At 35.4% G+C, this 20,749-nt stretch carries 14 protein-coding genes; 9 read left to right on the plus strand and 5 right to left on the minus strand.

Annotated features, from left to right (window positions below):
• Window positions 1-170: 170 nt before the first annotated feature.
• Window positions 171-569: a GxxExxY protein gene (locus DIT68_RS01740; protein ID WP_109358084.1), complete on the minus strand. Its 399-nt coding sequence runs from the start codon at window positions 567-569 to the stop codon at window positions 171-173.
• Between the two features lie 351 nt (window positions 570-920).
• Between DIT68_RS01740 and DIT68_RS01745 the strand changes: the two genes are divergently transcribed.
• From DIT68_RS01745 to DIT68_RS01755, 3 genes are all read left to right on the plus strand, one after another.
• A complete protein-coding gene (locus DIT68_RS01745; protein ID WP_109358085.1) occupies window positions 921-1,253 on the plus strand; it encodes a tRNA-binding protein in 333 nt (110 codons plus the stop codon).
• Between the two features lie 223 nt (window positions 1,254-1,476).
• Window positions 1,477-2,031 carry a hypothetical protein gene (locus DIT68_RS01750; protein WP_109358086.1) on the plus strand — a complete coding sequence of 185 codons (555 nt, stop codon included), beginning with the start codon at window positions 1,477-1,479 and terminating at the stop codon, window positions 2,029-2,031.
• A complete protein-coding gene (locus DIT68_RS01755) occupies window positions 2,028-2,747 on the plus strand; it encodes a formyltransferase family protein (protein WP_109358087.1) in 720 nt (239 codons plus the stop codon). The genes DIT68_RS01750 and DIT68_RS01755 overlap by 4 nt, the downstream gene beginning before the upstream one ends.
• A gap of 36 nt (window positions 2,748-2,783) precedes the next feature.
• Here DIT68_RS01755 and DIT68_RS01760 read toward each other — a convergent pair whose 3' ends face one another.
• Window positions 2,784-4,373 carry a peptide chain release factor 3 gene (locus DIT68_RS01760; RefSeq protein WP_109358088.1) on the minus strand — a complete coding sequence of 530 codons (1,590 nt, stop codon included), beginning with the start codon at window positions 4,371-4,373 and terminating at the stop codon, window positions 2,784-2,786.
• Window positions 4,374-4,459: 86 nt separating this feature from the next.
• On the opposite strand from DIT68_RS01760, the gene DIT68_RS01765 reads away from it, so the two are divergent.
• From DIT68_RS01765 to DIT68_RS01780, 3 genes are all read left to right on the plus strand, one after another.
• Window positions 4,460-5,257, plus strand: coding sequence for a murein L,D-transpeptidase catalytic domain family protein (locus DIT68_RS01765; protein ID WP_158276089.1), 798 nt, complete (start codon window positions 4,460-4,462; stop codon window positions 5,255-5,257).
• Window positions 5,258-5,855: 598 nt separating this feature from the next.
• Window positions 5,856-6,047, plus strand: coding sequence for a cold-shock protein (locus tag DIT68_RS01770; RefSeq protein ID WP_107038051.1), 192 nt, complete (start codon window positions 5,856-5,858; stop codon window positions 6,045-6,047).
• A gap of 726 nt (window positions 6,048-6,773) precedes the next feature.
• On the plus strand, window positions 6,774-7,448 hold the full coding sequence (locus DIT68_RS01780) for a response regulator transcription factor (protein ID WP_109358091.1): 675 nt from the start codon (window positions 6,774-6,776) through the stop codon (window positions 7,446-7,448).
• 214 nt (window positions 7,449-7,662) lie between these two features.
• On the opposite strand, the gene DIT68_RS01785 is transcribed toward DIT68_RS01780, so the two are convergent.
• Window positions 7,663-9,000, minus strand: coding sequence for a UDP-N-acetylmuramate--L-alanine ligase (locus DIT68_RS01785; protein ID WP_109358092.1), 1,338 nt, complete (start codon window positions 8,998-9,000; stop codon window positions 7,663-7,665).
• 135 nt (window positions 9,001-9,135) lie between these two features.
• Here DIT68_RS01785 and truA point away from each other — a divergent pair, with 135 nt between their 5' ends.
• From truA to DIT68_RS01800, 3 genes are all read left to right on the plus strand, one after another.
• Window positions 9,136-9,879 (plus strand): tRNA pseudouridine(38-40) synthase TruA, encoded by a 744-nt coding sequence (gene truA, locus DIT68_RS01790; RefSeq protein ID WP_109358093.1) that lies wholly within the window; start codon window positions 9,136-9,138, stop codon window positions 9,877-9,879.
• 80 nt (window positions 9,880-9,959) lie between these two features.
• Entirely contained in the window at window positions 9,960-10,784 is an 825-nt protein-coding gene (locus tag DIT68_RS01795; protein WP_146194092.1) for a PorV/PorQ family protein, read from the plus strand.
• Window positions 10,781-12,859, plus strand: a complete 2,079-nt coding sequence (locus DIT68_RS01800; protein WP_146194093.1) for a helix-hairpin-helix domain-containing protein — start codon at window positions 10,781-10,783, stop codon at window positions 12,857-12,859. The genes DIT68_RS01795 and DIT68_RS01800 overlap by 4 nt, the downstream gene beginning before the upstream one ends.
• Window positions 12,860-13,108: 249 nt before the next feature.
• Here the strand turns inward: DIT68_RS01800 and DIT68_RS01805 are convergent, their stop codons facing one another.
• Complete coding sequence (locus DIT68_RS01805; RefSeq protein ID WP_109358096.1) at window positions 13,109-19,555, minus strand: FG-GAP-like repeat-containing protein; 6,447 nt, start codon at window positions 19,553-19,555, stop codon at window positions 13,109-13,111.
• A 672-nt stretch (window positions 19,556-20,227) separates the two neighbouring features.
• Window positions 20,228-20,704 carry a DUF2452 domain-containing protein gene (locus DIT68_RS01810; RefSeq protein WP_109358097.1) on the minus strand — a complete coding sequence of 159 codons (477 nt, stop codon included), beginning with the start codon at window positions 20,702-20,704 and terminating at the stop codon, window positions 20,228-20,230.
• Between the last annotated feature and the right edge of the window lie 45 nt (window positions 20,705-20,749).

Raw genomic sequence — 20,749 nt, forward strand, 5'->3', positions numbered from 1 at the left:
CAGGTGGAATTTATCAACAAAAATTTATGCTTTGTTGATAAGCGTGTGTTTGCTTAAAAGTTTGCGCCGTATTGGCACGCGGATAACGCTGATCTCCGACCGCTGATTAAAGCGGATTTTTTTGAATTTGTTTGTGTTTCCAAACTCTATATTTTAGTATCTATTCTACTTTATTCTAAACTCGATTCTAACTTTTTTTTAATAGTAAAAATTTTTCTCTTAAACTCTGGTTTTACACCGAAATTCAATAATAGACTAACCTCAATTTCGGTGGGTTTTAAGTAATTTAAGAGTTGAAATTCAAATTCCTTTACAATTACTTCTGCCGCTTTTAATTCTAGTATTATTACTTCATCTATTATTAAATCAGCGTAATACACTCCGACTTGAGTGTTCTTATAATAAACTTTAATTTGTTTTTGCGCTTCGACATAAATGCCTCTGTTTTTTAATTCAAGATATAGCGTATTTTGATATACATTTTCAAGGAATCCGTGTCCAAGTTCATTGTAAACATCATATAAAGTTTTAATTATTTGATTGGTTAAGTTTTTATGCTTTAAGTACATATTTCGTTTGATTTAGATTTTGTGGTCTTACTACTATACACTAAATGTTGAGTTAACTCAAAATTTTGCAAATAAATTTTAATATATGTAGTGTTCCAAATCATTTTTATGATTTCTTCAAAGTCACGCTGGGATGATAAGCTAAAATAGCATGCGGTTGAGGCTAATTTGTCTCTGATTATTTGAGTTTCCAATTTATCGCAGATAAATAAAAAAAATCCGCTTTAAATCCGCGCTGCTTGCAGTTGCGTCATCCGCGTGCCATTACAGCGCCTCATTGAGTTTAACCAAAGCATATATTCCCAAAACTTATCTATAAATTAGCAGCATTGGAAATTACAATAATGAATTATGAAGATAGATTGGAAAGACTTCGAGAAAATTGAAATGCGTATAGGAACTATCCTCACTGCTGAAAATTTTGAAGAAGCAAGAAACCCAGCTTACAAAATGACTATTGATTTTGGGGAATTTGGAATACGTAAAACTTCTGCTCAAATTACAAAGCTGTATAATCCCGAAGAACTCATTGGGAAACAAATTGTGGCGGTGATGAATTTTCCACCTAAACAAATCGCCAACATCATGAGCGAATGTCTGGTTTTAGGTGGAGTAGAAGGTGAGGGGAAGGTCATTTTATTACAACCGGAACAAGGCGTGAAGAATGGGACGAAAGTGGGATAAAGCTTTCTGCCAGGAGATCAAAAAAGTAGCTGCCAGTTATTGTAATAGTATTTCTTTTTAATTTCAGCTTTAGTTTTAGAAAAGTTGTATATTTCCGAACTCTGGTTAGCAGGCGAATTTTTAATGATTTCAAATGATATGCTGGAGTAATATATAGAATTACAACTCAACTTATTTTAAGCGATTGGAGCAAAAAGTACAATGGTTTTAAATTAGTGAAAAAATGAAGGAAAACAATATGCACTACAAATATTTAAGCTACAGTTCACCTAAAGAAAAAATAGACTATTCCTACTCCGAATTTAAAGGAGAGCTTTTTATGGATGCTTGGAAAAATTCTCGAGCGCTTTCTAAGGTTGAAAAAGAACAACAAAATATTACTTTTTCATACTCAGAGGAAGAAAATACTAAAGCTTTGCTTACGAATTGGTTGGTAGAATTTCAAAATTCAGAATTTAAGGACTTTCAAAAATTAAAGTTGCTTTTAAAGAGATTTGAGGTAACACGGAAGATATACGAAACGTATGATGAGAACTTTAGACCTTTGAACAAAAACACAAAATTTACTGAGAATACATTATACTTACTTTTTTCTTTCGTTTTGGTGAATGCTTATAAAGAAACAAAAAAGTTATATTACTTGAATAGTTTATTGAAAGTGAACGATATTCTTATCAGTAATGAAAAGGATTTGACAGAAAACGACATCAGCCTATTAAATTTGTGCGTAGCAGAGGAATTAAGGTTTATTGATAACCTAAGAAATACATTGAAATGAAAATATTACTACTGGCAGGAAATACTTTAAGAGCAAAAGCTTATGCACAATCTTTGGCTCATGCAAATTTTGAAGGACTTGAGGTGAAAGGATTACTCTTTGGAGATTTTAATAAATCTTCTGCAATTCCTCATTTAAATGTTGAAACTGAAAATTACTTTACAAATCACAACATTTTTATTCCAAACTATGAAAACTCACTCGAACAGACTTTTGAGGATAATCATTGGAGCTTTTCTAAAGTAGCAAACAGAGACGTAAACTCAGAGGAGGTATTGGCGGAAATTGACCGATTAGATTGTGACTTGGTTGTTTTTGCAGGTTATGGTGGACAATTATTAAAGAGTCCACACTTTACTGCTGCTAGACAATATCTTCACATGCATCCAGGAAAATTACCTTTGGAGCGAGGAAGTACAACCATCTATTACAGTGTTTTGAATCAACGAAAATGTACTGTAACAGCATTCTTTATGACCCCAGAAATTGATAATGGCAAGAACATCCTATACAAGGAATACGAAGTTTTTGGCAAAAATGTGGATGTTGATAATTGGTTTGATAATGTTGTACGAGCGGACTGTTTTGTAAGCGCACTCGGCATGCTTTTATCTGGAAAAGCAACACCAGAAACTCCCGAAGGAATTTCTGATGAGTATTATGTAATTCATCCTGTTTTAAAGCATTGCGCCCTGCTTTCGTTAAGGGAGAGTTAGTATTCTTATATTCTATGAACCTTGTTCTTTAGTTGATTATTTCACTTTAAATTCACTCGTCTTATGGAAAGTAATTTCTGGATAATCTCTCTCCGCCATTTCTAATAAGAAAGAAGTTTCGGCCAAGAAAACATAGTTGTCGTCTTTGTCTTTAGCAATACTTCCCACTTTGGCACGCATGAACTTTTCAATTTCTGCAGGTTTGTCTGAGGTAATCCAACAAGCTTTGTGATAATTCATAGGAGTGAAGGAGCATTTTGCACCATATTCATGCAGCAAACGATATAAAATAACCTCAAACTGAAGTTGCCCCACAGTACCAATAACTTTTCTACTTCCAGGTTCTTGAATAAACATTTGAGCCACTCCTTCGTCCATCAATTGACGAATTCCTTTGTCTAGTTGTTTAGATTTCATTGGATCATCATTCCTTAATTCTTGGAAGAACTCTGGCGAGAACGATGGAATACCCACAAAATTGAAATCTTTTCCTTCTGTAAGCGTATCACCAATTTTAAAATTGCTAGAGTCATACAATCCAATTACATCTCCAGGAAATGCCTCGTCGACAATACTTTTGTCTTGAGCCATAAAAGAGGTAGGATTTGGAAATTTCATTTTCTTACCGTTTCTAATGTGCTTGTAAAATGTGTTTCTTTCAAATTTTCCTGAAACAATGCGTAAGAATGCAATTCTATCTCTATGGTTTGGATCCAAATTGGCGTGAATTTTAAATACGAATCCTGAGAATTTTGAGTGATCAGGTTCTATAAATCCAGCATCTGTATCTCTTCCGCGAGGGGAAGGAGAAATTTCAACAAAAGCTTCTAATAATTCACGAACACCGAAGTTGTTTACCGCACTTCCAAAGAAAACAGGTGCAATTTTTCCACTTAGATAGTCTTCTCTGTTGAAAGGCTCATAAACTCCATCCACAAGATCAACTTCTTCACGTAATTCTTTAGCAGCTTTCTCACCAATTATTTCATCCAGTTCAGGGTCGCTTAAATCATTGAACTTAACTAATTCCTCGCTAATTCCCGTTTTATTGGCATTGAATAAACTCAATTCGTTTTGATACATATTATAAACCCCTTTGAAATCGTCTCCCATTCCAATAGGCCATGCAAGCGGACGAACGCCAATGTCCAGTTTTTGTTCAATTTCATCTAAAACATCAAAGGCATCTTTCCCGTAACGGTCCATTTTGTTGATAAACACAATAACCGGAGTGTTACGCATACGGCAAACCTCCATTAGTTTTTCTGTTTGACTCTCCACACCACTGGCATTGTCAATTACCAAAATTACACTATCCACAGCGGTTAATGTACGGTAAGTGTCTTCAGCGAAGTCTTTGTGACCAGGAGTGTCCAGAATATTTATGTGTTTTTCTCTATAGTCGAAAGCCATAACAGAAGTTGCAACAGAAATCCCACGTTGCTTCTCAATTTCCATAAAATCGGAAGTCGCAGTTTTTTTAATTTTGTTGCTTTTTACCGCTCCAGCAGTTTGAATGGCACCACCAAAAAGCAATAGTTTTTCAGTCAGCGTAGTCTTTCCAGCATCAGGGTGAGCAATAATTCCAAACGTGCGTCTTTTTTCTATTTCTTTTTGATTCGTCATAAATATCGGGACATTAGTCGAATACATGATTTTTGTATTCAAATTCGTGCGCAAATGTAATGACAATTTATTATTTTTGCTCCGCTATGCTAAATAAAAAACCCCTTCAAAGCATTACATTATTGTCTGTAATCGTAATGTTATTCGGCTTTACAATAGAAAATGAGACTTTAGAAACAAGTCAAATCATGCTAGTACATGAATTGTCTGAAGAAGACGAAAAACGAAATGAAAAAGCGAATATTGAAAGCTCTTGGGAGCAACATGTTTATTCCAACTATGAGTGTTTAGGTGATTCAACCTTATCATATGAAGCATTTTACAATGGCTTGAAAGGCTATTATTCCTTATTGGAAAAAGGTGTTTTAAAACAAGAAGGCGTTTTAACGATTGTAGATTTTACGCAACATTCCTCACAAGAAAGGATGTACATAATTGATGTAGAATCATTTCAGTTGATTAAAAAATCACTTTGTTCGCACGGTAAAAACACTGGGATTGCAATGGCTACAAAATTTTCTAATACGAATGGCAGCTTGCAGAGTAGTTTAGGTTTCTTTTTAACAGCGGAAACTTACTCTGGAAAATTTGATTACGCCATGCGTTTGGATGGTTTAGAAAATTCTAATTCTAGGGCCCGAGAACGTGGTATTGTAGTTCATGGAGCTAATTACGCAACTCCAGAATTTCTAGCGCGGAATGGGGGAGTGTTGGGTAGAAGTTATGGTTGTCCTGCTCTGCCAAAAGATGAAGCAACAGAACTCATTGATGTTATTAAAGAGGGTACTTGTTTCTTTATTTATGCGGATAATTTGAACTATTTGGAAAGCTCTGCGGTGATAAAAGCCCATCAATTTGAAAGTTTCTCTTCTGAGGTTTTATAAGGTATGGAAATTTGAACTTACTGATAAGACCTGTATCTCTGAGGGTGTTCTTTTTTTTCTAGATTTTTTAAAGTTTATTAGGGTTACTGTTTATAGTCGCAGATTGAAACAGCCAATTAACTTTACTTTCAAGTTCGTGCCTTTGTGTTGATAATCAGTGTGCTACGTCCTTATTGTGAACTGTAATAAATCAAAACAGACCCTTCGGAAAATAAAATTATTAGGGAAGGATCTCTTCTAATCTTCTTATTATCAAAGCTTCTCACAATAAAAGGTAAATAGATTTAAGCGAAGTTATTTATTGCGATTTAAATGGATAACCATAAAGTTTATTTAAGCATGTTTGAACCTTTGTTTGCAATAAGTTTAAGACAGAAAAACTAAGCTTGATAAGAACGCATAGCCATTTTCATTAAAATTATAAAATTATTTAAATTCAAAATTTGAGGTCTCGTGTGAGTGATACCCTTGTTTTGAGTCCGGTGAGACAGCTGTCAATTTGTTAAATTATTGATTTGTTTCGAATTAAAATTTGCTTTCTCTTGCATAGTCGGAAGTGAAGAAGTATATTTGCACTTTATATTTTAATTATTTTATTATGCCACAAGGAACAGTTAAGTTTTTTAACACAGAGAAAGGATTCGGTTTTATCGTACCGGAAGATGGAAATGACGTATTCGTTCACGCGAACGGATTGATCGACGAGATTCGTGAAGACGATAAAGTTGAGTTCGACATCGAAGAGGGAAGAAAAGGATTAAACGCAGTTAACGTAAAAGTTATCGGTTAATTATAATTTGCTTTAAGTACTCTAAAGGGCTATCATTTATTTGATAGCCCTTTATTTTTTGCCCATAAATTTTTTTTATCATTTGTTTGTTAGTCTTTACAATTACCTGCTAAAAAAGAAGGGTAAAGGATCTTGAATAGTTAGCCTAGTTTAGGAATAGCGCTTATCATTGATTCATTCAATTTTGATTATCTCAAATCACCGTTATTGTCGACTCGAAACATAATTTTAAATGCTTGTCGGGAACTTTACCAGCAGTTCAATAAATTACAATAGAAAACGGTTTTCTCTTAAATTTGACAAGATCCTTCCATTGTTGAAAATCATAATTTTCAACAATGATCAGGATGACAGTTGTGGAAATTGGTGGGGCAAAGGAGAGGGAAAAAACAAAAGCGCTCTGGCGCTTTTGTTTTTTCCCTCTCCTTTGAAATATGCCCCTAGCCTAATGTCATCCTGAAGAAAATTTTTTTTCGATTTGTTGAAAATAGAAATTTGCGAAGGATTTTGTCGGTTTATCGCTTAATCACATCATTGATTAGATGTTTTTATTGGTAAAGTATCGGATAGGCATTTTATTTATCATTTTGTAAAAGAGCTGAGTTCATGGTTGTCATTTTTTTTTAAATTGTCCATAAATATGTATCGTTTGATACAGTTTGACCTTTTCTATTTTTTTATTTAAAATGATTCTAATTAAGAAAATAAAAGTTCTATCTTTGCTTCATGAAAGTAATCATAGCAGATAGTAATGATATTGTTCGCGTAGGTTTACGCGCCATTCTTGCGTCCGACCATTCGGTTGATGTCGTAGGTGAAGCTATTTCGAGCGAGGAATTACTAGAAATGATGAAACTCAATGATGTTGATGTAATATTGTTGGATTATACAGCGCCGGGTTACACTATTGATGTAATTCCTAAGATTTTAAATATCAACAAAAGACTTAAAATTGTTGCCATTACTCCAGAGCAAAGCCCATCCGTAATTTTAGATGCTTTGAAATCAGGTGTGATGAGTTACATCAAGAAAGACTGCGATATTCCTGAGATTTTGGCATCGGTAAGAGAGACCGCTGATGGAAATAAATTTTTCTGTGGACAGATTTTAGATTCTATTCGTCGTTCTTCTATAGATGTTGAGCATTTAGAAAATGGAAACTTCTCTTGTGAGCCCGTTCTACTTTCTGAAAGAGAGTTAGAGATTATAAAATATATTGCGGAGGGAAATACAAATGCACAAATCGCAGATCTTTTGTGTTTGAGTCCCCACACTATTACAACACACAGAAAAAACATTATGGCAAAACTGGGTACAAAGAATACAGCCGGTATTGTGATGTATGCGGTGAAATCGAACTTGGTAAGCCCAAATAAATTCTTGTTCACAAGAGAAAATTAGATCATTCGAGCTGTATATTTGAGGTAAACCAATTCAAATCAATATGCTCGCTCTATCTTCAATTTACAATCTTCAATTACAACTGTAAATAAGGAAAAGACTACCCACAAATAGAAATTTATTTGAGCCTTTTCCTCGTTTCTTTGCTAATCATGATTTGTTGCCCTCCGAAGATCCTTTAAAAAAGACATTAAAATGTGCAGAAGGTGAGGTATTATAGACTATTGTAGTCTACCCCATCAAAATTTCCTGAACTCATCATAAGAAGTACCATTGCTTCATTACTTTCATTTTCAATAAAATCGAGTACTTTTTGTGTTTCAGTTTCCACCACCACGTTCTTACCGAAGGCATCGAAAACATCATCTTTGCTTATTGGATCCAGTTTTTTGTGTTCAACAACCTTAGGACTAAAGTAAACTAGGGCTTTATCTGCCATTTTCATTGCATCCTTGTATTGAGGTAAAAAATCTTTCTTCAAAGAAGAAAATGTATGAAGCTCCATACACGCAACTAATTTTCTATCAGGATATTGTTCTTTTACCGCTGAAGTAGTTGCTTTTAATTTGCTTGGAGAATGCGCAAAGTCTTTGTAAACAATTCTGTCAGCGGATTCACGAATTTTCTCTAATCTTTTTCCTGCACCGGTAAAATCTTTCATCGCATTTAAAAATTCCGTAGGGGAAATTCCAAGCGCTTCCACAACATTCATCGCACCGCATAAATTTTGCAAATTATGAGCTCCAAAAATCTTTAATGGGAATTTATTATTTTCATAAAAGTAGCTTGTTCCCTCAGTATTTACCTCATATCTCGGGGTAGAATAAGGTACGGTTTTTAATCGTCCAGCTTGTTTGCTAGCCACTGTTTTAGTGTCAAAATCTTCTTCATTGTAAACTAAAACACCTTCATCTTCAATCACGTTGCAGAAAATGTTAAATTGCTCTACGTAATTGTCATAAGTTGGAAACACATTGATGTGATCCCAAGCTATTCCGCTAATCAGTGCCACATGAGGTTTGTATAAATGAAATTTTGGTCTTCTGTCCAATGGTGAACTTAAATATTCATCCCCTTCGAGAATGATCACATCGTTTTCTTCCGTTAGCTTCACCATGCAATCATAGCCTTCTAATTGTGCACCCACCATATAGTCTACAGGGAAGTCTAGTACCTGCAAGGCATGTAAGATCATTGATGTGATGGTGGTTTTACCATGCGAGCCACCGATCACAACACGTTTTTTATTTTTAGACTGTTCATAAATATATTCAGGGTAGGAAAATATTTCCAATCCAAGTTCTTTGGCCTTTGCCAATTCTGGATTATCTTCTCTGGCGTGCATTCCCAAGATTACAGCATCTAAATCAGCGTGAATAAAATCAGTATTCCAGCCAATTTGCTCTGGAAGAATTCCCTCTTTTTTTAATCGCCCTTTAGAGGGTTCAAAAATTTCATCATCAGAACCTGTTACAAGGAATCCTTTTCTTGATAATGCAATAGCTAAATTGTGCATAGCACTTCCTCCAATGGCAATAAAATGAACTTTCATGAAATGATTGTTTGTGAATTATAAAAGTAAACATCTTTTAAAATGCACGGGTTCTGAAAATAATTTTCTATTAACTTTTTACTGTTGATACGTATTTCACTTTTGACCATTCTTATATTTTGCTAAATTTACGGCATGAAGAAACGCCTCTTTTTTCAATGCACCTATGATGGTAGCAATTATTCTGGTTGGCAGAGACAACCTGTTGTAAAAACTATTCAAGGAGTTATTGAAGAGAAATTGTCTATGCTGTTTGGAAATCAATCTATTGATATTGTGGGGTGTGGTAGGACAGACGCAGGAGTTCATGCCTTACAATCCTATTTTCATGCTGATTTAGCACCAGTTTTTTCGAATGATCAGTTGCAATACAAACTGAATAATATGCTTCCATTAGCTATTGCAATTAATGATATTGTGGAAGTGGATGCGGAGGCTCATGCGCGATTTGATGCAACTAAACGGACATATCATTACTTTTTGCATCAGAGGAAACTGCCTTTTCACCAAAATGCCAGCTGGTTTTATCCAAAAAAATTAAACATTTCTGAAATGAATGAAGCCGCTTCTTATCTCATAGGACGTCAAGATTTCACTTCATTCTCAAAACTGCATACTGACGTTAACAATAATTTTTGTGAGGTTTATCATGCAGAATGGAAGCTAGTAGGAGATCAATTAAGATTCGAGATTAGTGCTAATCGTTTCTTGCGTAACATGGTAAGGGCAATCGTGGGTACGCTATTGGAAGTTGGAAAAGGTAATATTTCTCCAGAAAACATAAAAGATATCATAGCTAAAGAAGATAGAGGAGAAGCAGGTTGTTCTGTGCCCGCCAAAGGTTTGTTTTTGCAAAGTATAGAATATCCTTATATTTGAGCATATTATTTAGGAAAATTAACGCGAACAAAAAGTTCAGGTTTTCGATTTTACAATTGCTTATTCATAAAATTCATGGTATGAAAACACTACTCACAGGAGGTTTTACTTTGCTATTTGCTTTTGCAATAAATGCACAGGGTTGGTTGTCACAAGGTGCTAGGAGTGGCGCAATGGCCAACAACGGTGTAACATTTATTGATGCATTTGCTTATCATCATAATCCTGGAGCTTTAGGTTTTATGGATGAAGGAAGTGCAGGAATTTCTTACGAAAGTAGATACGCGCTTAAAGAACTACAAACCCAAAGCTTCGCAGTTGCTGTTCCACTTAAAGTTGGAGTAATTTCTACTGGAGGTCAATTTTACGGTTACGATACCTACAGAACAACAAGAGCAGGACTGGGATACAGTATGAAGTTATCTGAAAAAATATCTGCTGGAGTTCAATTTAATTATTTAGGTACAAGGCTAGACCCCGCCTACGGTGTAAAACATGGAGTGAGTGCAGAGTTTGGAGCCTTGGCAAAATTAAACGATAAAATTAATTTAGGTTTCTCGGTGGTGAACCTGGGACGAACTAGAATCGCGGACTATAAAGACGATCGCTATGGAACACTTATTAGGTTAGGGCTTTCATATCAATTGATTGAAGGCTTATTGATGGTCGCGGAAATAGAACAAGAAATTAATTTTGATACGCGCTTAAGAGCGGGAATAGAATACCATCCAATCGATTTACTATATATACGTGCTGGGGTTCAAGGTTCTCCAATGGATTTTGCATTTGGTTTTGGTTTGAAGTATGAAAGAATGAAACTTGACTTTTCTTCTCAATACAACCAAGTTTTAGGCTGGACACCAGCAGCTTCTTTTATTGTAGACTTTTATAAGCCTAAGAAATGATGAAATATTTACTCTTTATATCATTCTTGGTGTTTGGAACAATTCTTTTCGGTCAAACGAAGAATGAAGTTATACAGCAAAGAATTGAGTTTATAGCCCAGGATTTAGAAGCCGAAGAACTGTCTTTGGAAGATGTTTTTGATGTATTGAATAATTACTATGACAATCCTCTAAATCTAAACCTAGCATCCAAAGAAGACTTGCAAGGCTTGTTACTGTTGAGCGATTTTCAGATTAACGCTTTTTTGAAAGCAAGAGAAGAGAAAGGTGTTTTTAATACCATTTTTGAAATTCAAGAAATTGAATATTGGGACATTCCAACATTGGAAAATATTTTGCCTTTTGTAATGGTTTCAAAAGTCGAGGAAAAGAAGAAAGGGAATCTTCAGAAGTACTTGAAAGAAGGAAAGGTCGAAGCTTACTTTCGCTACCAACGCAATATTGAAGATAAGGTGGGATACGCTGATGTTTCAGATGAAGAGAAGGAGGAAAGTAGCAAGTATTATTGGGGAGATCCAAATAAACTGTATTCTCGACTTCGTTATACACACAAGACCGATTTAAGTATTGGTGTTACCATGGAAAAGGATCCCGGTGAACAATTGTTTGGAGATAAATCGCCAAATGGGTTTGATTTCTATAGTGCTCATGCTTATTACAGCGGAAATAATTTTATTAGAAAAGCTGTAATTGGGGATTTTCAGGCACAATTTGGCCAAGGTCTAGCGATGTGGACAGGCTACGGATTTAGTAAAACTGCAGATGCCACTTCAGCTAGAAAAAATGCCAGGGGTTTAAAAGCTTTTAGCTCTACCGACGAAACAAGGTTTATGCGTGGAGCAGGACTAGAAATGGGAATTAAAAACTTTTCGTTAACCACTTTTGCTTCTTATAAGGGAGTTGATGGTTCTGTTGAAATGCTGGATACATTAGATTCTGAAGAAGCAAGAATGGCTTCATCCATAAACATGTCTGGTTATCACAGAACAAGCTCCGAATTAGATAGAAAGAACAGTTTGATGGAGTTGATTTATGGCGCAAATTTTAAGTACGAAAGTAGAAATTTCCATGTGGGAATATCTGCTGTTCAACAATCCTATGATGCCTATTATCAGAGGGTTGACCGATTGGTGAATAAGTACCAATTCGCCGGAAAAGAACTGTTGAATCTTAGCGCAGATTATTCTTACATATTTAGAAACTTAAGTATTTACGGAGAAATAGCACAAAGTAAAAGCTCTGATGCAGTGGCTGTTCTACAAGGCGCTACCATTGCTATGGGGAGAAGGGCTTCTATTACAGCTTTATATAGAAATTATCCAAAAGATTACCATACTTTTTATGCACAAGGATTTGGAGATGGAAGTAACACCAATAATGAATCGGGGATATATTTGGGTGGGTCATTTAAGCTAAATAAACAATGGAGTCTAAACTCTTACGTTGATTTCTTTAAATCACCTTGGTTAAAATTTAGAGTGGATAGCCCTAGTGAGGGGCATGAACTCTTAGCACAATTAAAATACCGTCCAAGTCCACGCTTTGAAACTTATTTGCGTGTTCGAGAAAAGAGCAAGATGATAAATGTTAGTGAATTCACAGGGAATATTCGACCAATAGAAAACTATGTACAACGTAAGTATCAAGTTGGTTTAACAGCAGATTTAGGTTCTGGTTGGAAATGGCGTTCACGGATTGATTACGTAACAGACCAAAGGGAAAGCAGCGGAAAGCAAGACGGTTTTGCCTTGTCTCAAGATTTGCTTTATAGAAGCAAAAAGTTTCCTCTAGAGGTTTCTATGCGTTATGCAATTTTCAATACGGATAGTTACGAAACTCGAGTTTATGCTTACGAATACAACCTTGAAAATGTGTTCAGTATTCCTGCTTATTTCAATAAAGGAAGTCGGGCTTACTTAATGTTGAGATACACTTTCTTCAATGAAACATGTGATTTGTGGGTGCGCTATGCTGCTTTTGTCTATAATCAAGAAGAAACTTTGAGCAGTGGTTCAGAAGAAATTACTGGAAATGTAAAAAGTGAAGTGGGAGTGCAGTTGAGGGTGAGATTTTAATTTGACTTATTTGAGAACTTTGGCTATTTCAGCGATCAAAGCACCCGTTTTTACATCGATGGAGAGCATATAATCGAAAACATTTAAGACTATTTTATAAGCTTTTACACTGGTTATTCAGTAAGACTAATTTGTGGTGATCCTGTAAATTGAATAAGATAAAAAAGAAAATCCTGCATTCTAATTACCTATAAGTAAATAGAATGCAGGAATAAAGGGTGCTAAAGGATAGCTTTGAGGTCTACTTCCTTATTTTACTAAAATCTTCGCATTAAACATTTGCCCATATACATTACGAATATTCGCAAAATATATTCCAGGGGAGAGGTGCGATAAGTTTAATTTGGCGCTTTTAGCATTCACTTTTGTGTCTAAAACAATCTTTCCAGATGGAGAGCTGATTGCGATGTTGTCAATTGGATCCGAAAACTGTTCTTCGTTGATTAAGTATATATTTACCCAATCTGATGTAGGGTTTGGATACAGAATGACTTCGGTATTTTTGTTGTCGTAATCTGGACTAATGATAATTTCTGTGTTGTTTGTAGAAATAAAATCATTGTAATCAAATTGAATCTCGGCGTCATTATTAATGATTTGGAAAGGAAGTAAATCCTGTTTTGGTTTGATTTGGAATTGAACATATCCATTACTTCCCTCAGGATTCGAAGTTGAATCTGGTAATTCGATGTTGTTGTTTATCCAGGTTACTTTTCCATTTACAACAGAAACCGAGAAGTGATGGGATGAACTCATTTTTCGGAATGTACTCCAATCCAAGTGCTCAGATAATTGATCTTCAATTTGAACACGCTGTGCCGCGTAGTTACCTAAGTTTTGGAAACGGATTTTGTACACTAAAGTCTGGTTATGGTAAGCTTGTGAAGAAACCCCAACTCCGTCTATTAGAATTAATTTATCATTTGGATCAATGGAACCCACAACAATATCTGTTAAGTTACTGCTGTTGTTCAAAGCATTACATTCCTGACCATCATAACTTAGATTTACATTTACAGTAATCAAATCATCTAGAGAACTGTACACATCAACAGAGTCAAATAAAGGGAGTGTAAAATTAGACATCGCCTCTATATTACTAAAATAAAAAGTGTATACTCTATTGTTTTGGTTTTCAACTAAATTATCCCATTGTGATCCTTTAAGAATTACATTGTTGGATAAAGTTAAATCTAAAGTTAAAACTTCTGGCGCATCGTATGCTCCTTTGTTGTGAATTACCAAATTGAATTCATTAGTTAAACCTCGTCTGAATGCTGCAGCTCCAATTTCAACTTCAAATTCAAGAAATAGACAAATGGCCTTGTTTCCAAAATCATTTCCACAATATTCGGCTTGTGTACTTTTATCAATGTTAAGCGTGTATGCCGTAAGTGGTGCAGTGACTTGCCAATCATTTGATACCACCTGATCAATGGTGTAATTACCGTCATCGAAATACATTTCATAATATCCACTTTCATTGGTGAAGATTTGGAAATTATTTGGACTCACAAGAAGTTGTGCATTTGCAATTCCTTGTTCTTCTGGATCTTGAACACCATTTTCGTTAGCATCAAAATAAACAACACCACAAACTTTAGATCCACAAGATTCTGTGATAAGCAAGGTTTGATTGATGTTTGGATTTACAATATTTGTAATTACTCCAGATGGCCACAATACAACTAGACTGTCAATTGAAGTTGCATCTAAGATTCCAAAAAGTATTTTCGAGGAGTTTTGACCTCCCATTGATGAACTTTGACTCGATACATTTTTCGTTTGCCAAACATCAACTCCATTAATGTTTGCTTTAACTTTGATGGTCGCACCAATTCCAAATCTATTCGAATTACAACCGTTTAACCTAACGCTAATGTGGTTGGTACAAGAAGCTTTTGCATTATTAAATAAATTATTGGTGTTACTTCCAACGTTAGCAACAATTAAATCATAATCTCCATCATTGTCATAGTCTGACCAAGCCATTCCATAAGAATCACTTTCTTCTTCGGTAATTGCGTTATCAATTTTGGTAAATGTTTTGTCGCCGTTATTTGCAAAGAGAAAATTCTTCTTTTGCTGGTCATTAGAAACTACTAAGTCTAAATCACCATCATTGTCATAATCTGCCCAAGCAGCTCCATTTGAGTTAGAAATATTTGTCACTAAAGCCAAATGTGTTAACTTAATGAAATCACCATTCCCTATGTTTTCGTAGAAGAAGTTGGGATCAGTACTTCTTGAATTAGACACAAATAAATCCAAATCACCATCATTGTCATAGTCACCCCAAGCGCCACCAACAGAGTATCCTCCGTCATTCGCGATGATGTTATTGGTGTCAAGAACTAATATACCATTTTCATTATTAAATAGTTGATTGTTTTCTCCATTGGTATTGGCGATAAACAAGTCTGGGTCTCCATCATTGTCATAGTCGGCCCAAGAAAGCCCAACTGCTGAAGTTGCTGATAAACTTACTTGACTTGCTTCGTCTACCACAAAACCTCCATTTCCATCACCTTTAAAGAGGTAATTGAAATTTGTAGGGTGATAATCTGAAACCACTAAATCTAAATTTCCATCTTTATTATAATCTGCCCAAGCTGAAAAATGAGAATATATTGGTTGATCAATCAATGGGCTATTTTGAACGGAGGTGAAGTTTCCATTTCCATCATTGTGGTAAAGTCGGTTAGATGAATTTTGATTGTTTGAGACAAAAAGATCTAAGTAGCCATCGTTATCATAGTCTCCCCAATTTCCAGAAATAGACGCTCCTAGGTCAGTCGCGATTGGTCCAGTGGTAACCTTGGAAAAGGTTCCGTCTCCGTTGTTATGATATAAAATACTTGGTTCATTAATAGCATTTACAGGAATAAATAGGTCATCAAATCCATCATTATCATAATCTCCCCAAGATGCACCCCAAGTATTATCAAAATCTAAATGAATTCCAGAGGTGTTGTCTTTTTCAAATTTCGAACTCGGGTCTATTGCTAATTTGATTGTAGGAAGTGAATCACCACAAGCGTCATTACCTTTAATATAAACAAATAAGAAATCTCCAGCTTGAAATGCTTGACCTGTTTTTATCATTGTTTTAAGTCGGTAACGATTGTTAGTAACATCCGTAATTCCAGGTATTCCATTCGCAGGAAAGGAAGCATCGTAGTCAGGGATATTAAAGGTATATGTGGACGCCGTGAAACTTGGGTCATTTATACTATTGAAAGCATTTGTTGTATTATACTGGAAGAATGAAGATCCATCTACTACATTAATTTTAGCAGAGTCTGGAGTAATCAGTTCTATTGTCATATCGTAGATGTTTCCCATCAATACGCTGGTAATATCAAATGTTAATTCCATTTGAGGTACACAAGGATCCTCCATTATTTCACTGGCAATCCTGGTTTGGAAAGCAGCATTGTATGGTTCGATGTATAAATTAAGTGACTCTGTAGGACAAGAAAACGAGGCAAGTGAGGAAGGGTAACCAGTACAATCAAACCCTGAAAAGGCAGTAATTTGCGCTTCATCACAGTTTTCAATTTGTCCGTTTATGGTGAAATTCATAGTCGTTTTCCCATTTACATCACCCACTTGATAAAAACCATTTTGTGCCTGTAAAGCTTGTCCTGTGGCATCGTTTGTAATTGAAGTAATGGATAGATTACTTGGGGTTTGCAAATAAATCCAAGTATTTGTCGCCTTCCCGTTTGTGCTGTTCTTTAGCTTGTAATTCCAAGAAACACTTTTGTTAATTGTATTTTGGTAAGGGTTATTAGATGATAATGTAATGTTAGCTGGGTTATATTTAATTTTATCAGGTATATTGGTTGTAATCATTCCAGATTCCTGACCATCAATTGCTTGGGTTTTTTGGTAATTGAAAGTCCAATCTATTTCTTCGAAAGTATTTTTAGGAGTATTACAATTGGCCATTAATTCTACTTCGATATATCCATGAAAACCATCATCACTATAATTCAATTGATTGCTATTGTAGTATTGGTCAATGTCAAAAGAGATAAAATTCCCTGCTATATTATCCGCAGGAACACCTGTTATCGATTGCGTTGAAATTGAATTTGTTTTTACGGTACGATATTGAACAATTTTGGCCTCAACAAATGAATAATTTGTCGGTATTTCTAGCATTATATCTTTTAAGCTAGCCCAAGAACGGTATTCATAAGGGAATAAATTTCCTCCAGCATAATTAGAACCCGTATTCCCAATAGAAAGACCGAAATATTGTCTTGTACTGTTAGTGCATGTTTCTAAGTTGACGTTATTGTGCCAATTGTTTCTAAAGGAATAACCAATTAAGGTAATTCGTCCATTTCTAAAATTACACGATTCTTTCTCATTGCTTGTCGGTGATGCAACTTGACTTAGATAAAAATCATTGAGGAATGTTGTTTCCTGAATTAAGCCTGGAACAGAAGCGGAAACCGCGTAGTTGAAATCAATGAAGATTGAATCTCCTGCGGAATATAAATAATTGGATAAAATAGGATTTAAGCTACTTAACTGCGCTCCACCTAAGTCGTATTCAAAGGTGCGTTCGTTTGAACCATTATTTACGACTGTTGGTACATTGCCCAATACAATGTGGTAGGAGTTGTTGCTCGCATCGTAAATTTTAATTTCAGAGGAAATAAATGTAAGCGCACTTCCATAGTTTACTTTAGAGCTGAATTGAGCAAAAGAAAAGTTCTCGTTTGTTGCTCCAACTGCTGCATATACCGAACCTTTAATGGTATCGCCAACCATGGCTCTGTCTGCTCTAACTTGTGCAAGATTTAGATTTCCAGTATTGTCTGCAATTCCGTTTTGATCATTGTCTGGAGATCCGAAGTTAGTTCTTTCCAAAGAAAAATCAATAACGTTCAAGGTGTTACAGTTTCCTCCCGGACAATGCAAATAGGTGGAGATTTCTTGGCTGCACACCAATGGTACTTCACAAATGTTGGTACAACTCGTGTCTGCTACGTAAGAAATATCTAAAGTAATATCTTTCCAGCCCGATGTTCCACAAGTTCCCATTACATCCAGTACCAATTCACTCTGGATTAAGTTGAAAGGATTTGGAGTAAAAAATTGAGCAGTTACCACGTTTGAGCTAGCATCGTAAGTGATGTTATTATTTTGCCAAATATCGCCATTACTTTTAAAGTCTAAATTTTGATAAACTAAATCAGGGGCTAAGGTAAATACAGCCTTATAATGCGCGCCAGGACCTTCTGGTAAATTGTTTTCGAAACTCGAGATTAAGAATTTAAATGCTTTTGTTTCACCAGCATTAATATCTAAAGGAGTTTCTGTAAATATATTGAGATTTTGTTTGTTTCTTTTTTGACCTAAAATCGACTTATCATAGGATTGAATGTTGCATACGTCGGTATAGGTTATATCAGCTTTCCAACCTTTAATTGCATCGTTATCACATGTCTGAATACAACAGGAAATAGCATCCCAGTTCACGTAAACTTCCTCTCCAGGAGCAATTGCTGGAATAGTAAAAATCAAACGTCCTTTGGGTGCCGTGCCTAAGCAAGCATAAGTGGAGGAGTTTTGAGTAGGAATTGCTGTTAAATTATTAGGATAGACGGGAACTCCATTACTTCCTATCTTGTAACTTAAGGTTGTTTCGTCAAAGCGACTGTAAATTGACTCATCGTATGCAGTTCCCAATGACTTATAAAGATCAATCTCTACCTGTGAAGCCACACCGCTTCCATTATTTTTAATAACGAGCTCTTGTGTAAAGGCGTTCCCGTTTCCAAAACATGAGCCGAAGCTTTCATTTGCTGTTACCTTAAGGTTTGGACTCTGAAAATCGATATTAACATTGGAGTAGGTTGTGGCAGAGGATGAAATGAATGGAGTCTCACAACCCCAATGTACTTTCATAGCAGAACTAACGGTAATGTCGTTGCAGCTAATTCCTGTTAAGGTTTCCTCAATAACAATCGTTTCGTTTTGATCCAAAAAGTGATCTCCATTTCCAATTGAGCTGAAATCTGACCCTGAAATGAAAATGGTATCATTGCTCCATGTTCCAACATTTAATCCCGTGATTGATAAATCCGAATGATTCATTAGGTCGGTGAGGATGAACTGATCTATTTTTCCATTTCCTCCATTAATTATAGTAATGTCTCTGGTTGTTGAACTCCCGCTTATAATTCCTTGACTCGTTGGCGAAACACTGAGGATGCTAAGTGCTGGATAAAGAATATTAAAGCTTTTACTCTCTGAAGTTTCAACCCCACCGCTGTGATTAATAGTCAAGGAATGGCGAAAAACACCTCCATTGTTTTGAAAATTAATGGCGCTATTATCTACAGAATAAGCCAGTTGAAATTGTAAACTGTCCCCTTCTGGGATGTTGTTCGACTTAAGTACCAGATTTAAACTAGAATTAAGGTCGAAACCATACAGTCCTTGATTAGATAATTCGTTCAAGGAACCAGAAGAGTAAGTAAATCCTTCTGGAAGAGATAGAATAAATTCAGGATTGTTTAGTACACTAGTTGAATTGTTAGTGATGGTTAGGGTAAGGGTATCTTCAGGACCGCATACTTCTAATTCTTCACTGTTCATAAATTTAATGTCCACAGTTTGAGCGATAGAAAGGCTGCTGACCACCAGGAGAAAATGAAATAAAATTGACTTCATATAATTGTTTTTGATGCTAGGTCTAAAATATGTGCCAATTAATTAAGTGCTTGAAAAACAGTTTTATAAGATTTATTAAGAGTACAGAATCCTCCATATTTTGGAAGTTTATTCCATTTTATGGAGAGCTAGTGAGTTTTGTAAATCTCTGTTGCAGAAATCTTTAGATAAAGTACTTTTCGCCTCTCACTTGAAATATGATCCTAGCCTAATGTCATACTGAGGCGGATTTCTGTTTTCAACTGATTGGAAATAGAAATTTGCGAAGGACCTTGTTAGTTTAACCCCGAATCACATGATTGTTGGGTTAGATGTGTTTATTGGTAAAGTATCGAATAGGTACTTTAGATAAAGTTGGAAAGCACTTGCATAAGGGGCTAATCGATTAATAAATTTATGTTTTTATATCAGGTGATTAGTGCAAGGTGAAGTAAGGAAAAATAGATAAGATAAAAGGTTGCTCTGTTTTCTAATATCTAACACGTAAATCAATCATCTTTTGCTTACGAGCAGATACTTTCTTGCGTTGTTTTTAACTTTAGTTCTAACACTCTTTTTGAAACCTCTAAAAATAAACCCATCTCGAATCAGTTTTACTTTTATCCTCTTCTATTTTTTTTAAAAGCTTAGCGATTTTCCCACTTCTTCGGAGGTATACCCTAACCTAGCGGGTCATAGTTCCAAATCGCTCTTATCCAATACATCCCAGGTATGGTCTGCCAATAATTGAACAGTAGCAACGTATTCAAAAGTTTTTTTCGATCTTCCCCATTGGTCAGGTGCAATCAAAGAAAGTAAGTAGTTTTTATCGTCTTTTTGATACAAATAATAGATGTGATTAATTAAAGGCTCGAAACGCATTTCAGCATTATAAATCTTTTCGGAAATAACTTTTCTATCTTGCAAGCCTTTTGCCTGACTAGCCAATAAATTCATTTGGTCATAAAGCTGTTTAAGCTGCATGTCTGTTTGATGCTCCATTGCATTCAATGCCCTTCCTTTAACCTTGCCTTCATCTACTGGTTTTACCAATGCGCTTCCTTGTGTATGAGGGTAGGGCAGGTTGTGTGGATTTTCTGTAATGTGATCAGGATCAATGGGATTGATGAAATCTTTATGCTTGTTCTCTTCCTCTTTATTTTTAGACATTTTTGTCGGACTTTAAATATGTTTTATTTTTTAAATGAAGCGTTA

It is taken from the genome of Brumimicrobium oceani, from assembly GCF_003143775.1.
In the GTDB taxonomy this organism is placed as follows: domain Bacteria; phylum Bacteroidota; class Bacteroidia; order Flavobacteriales_D; family Crocinitomicaceae; genus Brumimicrobium; species Brumimicrobium oceani.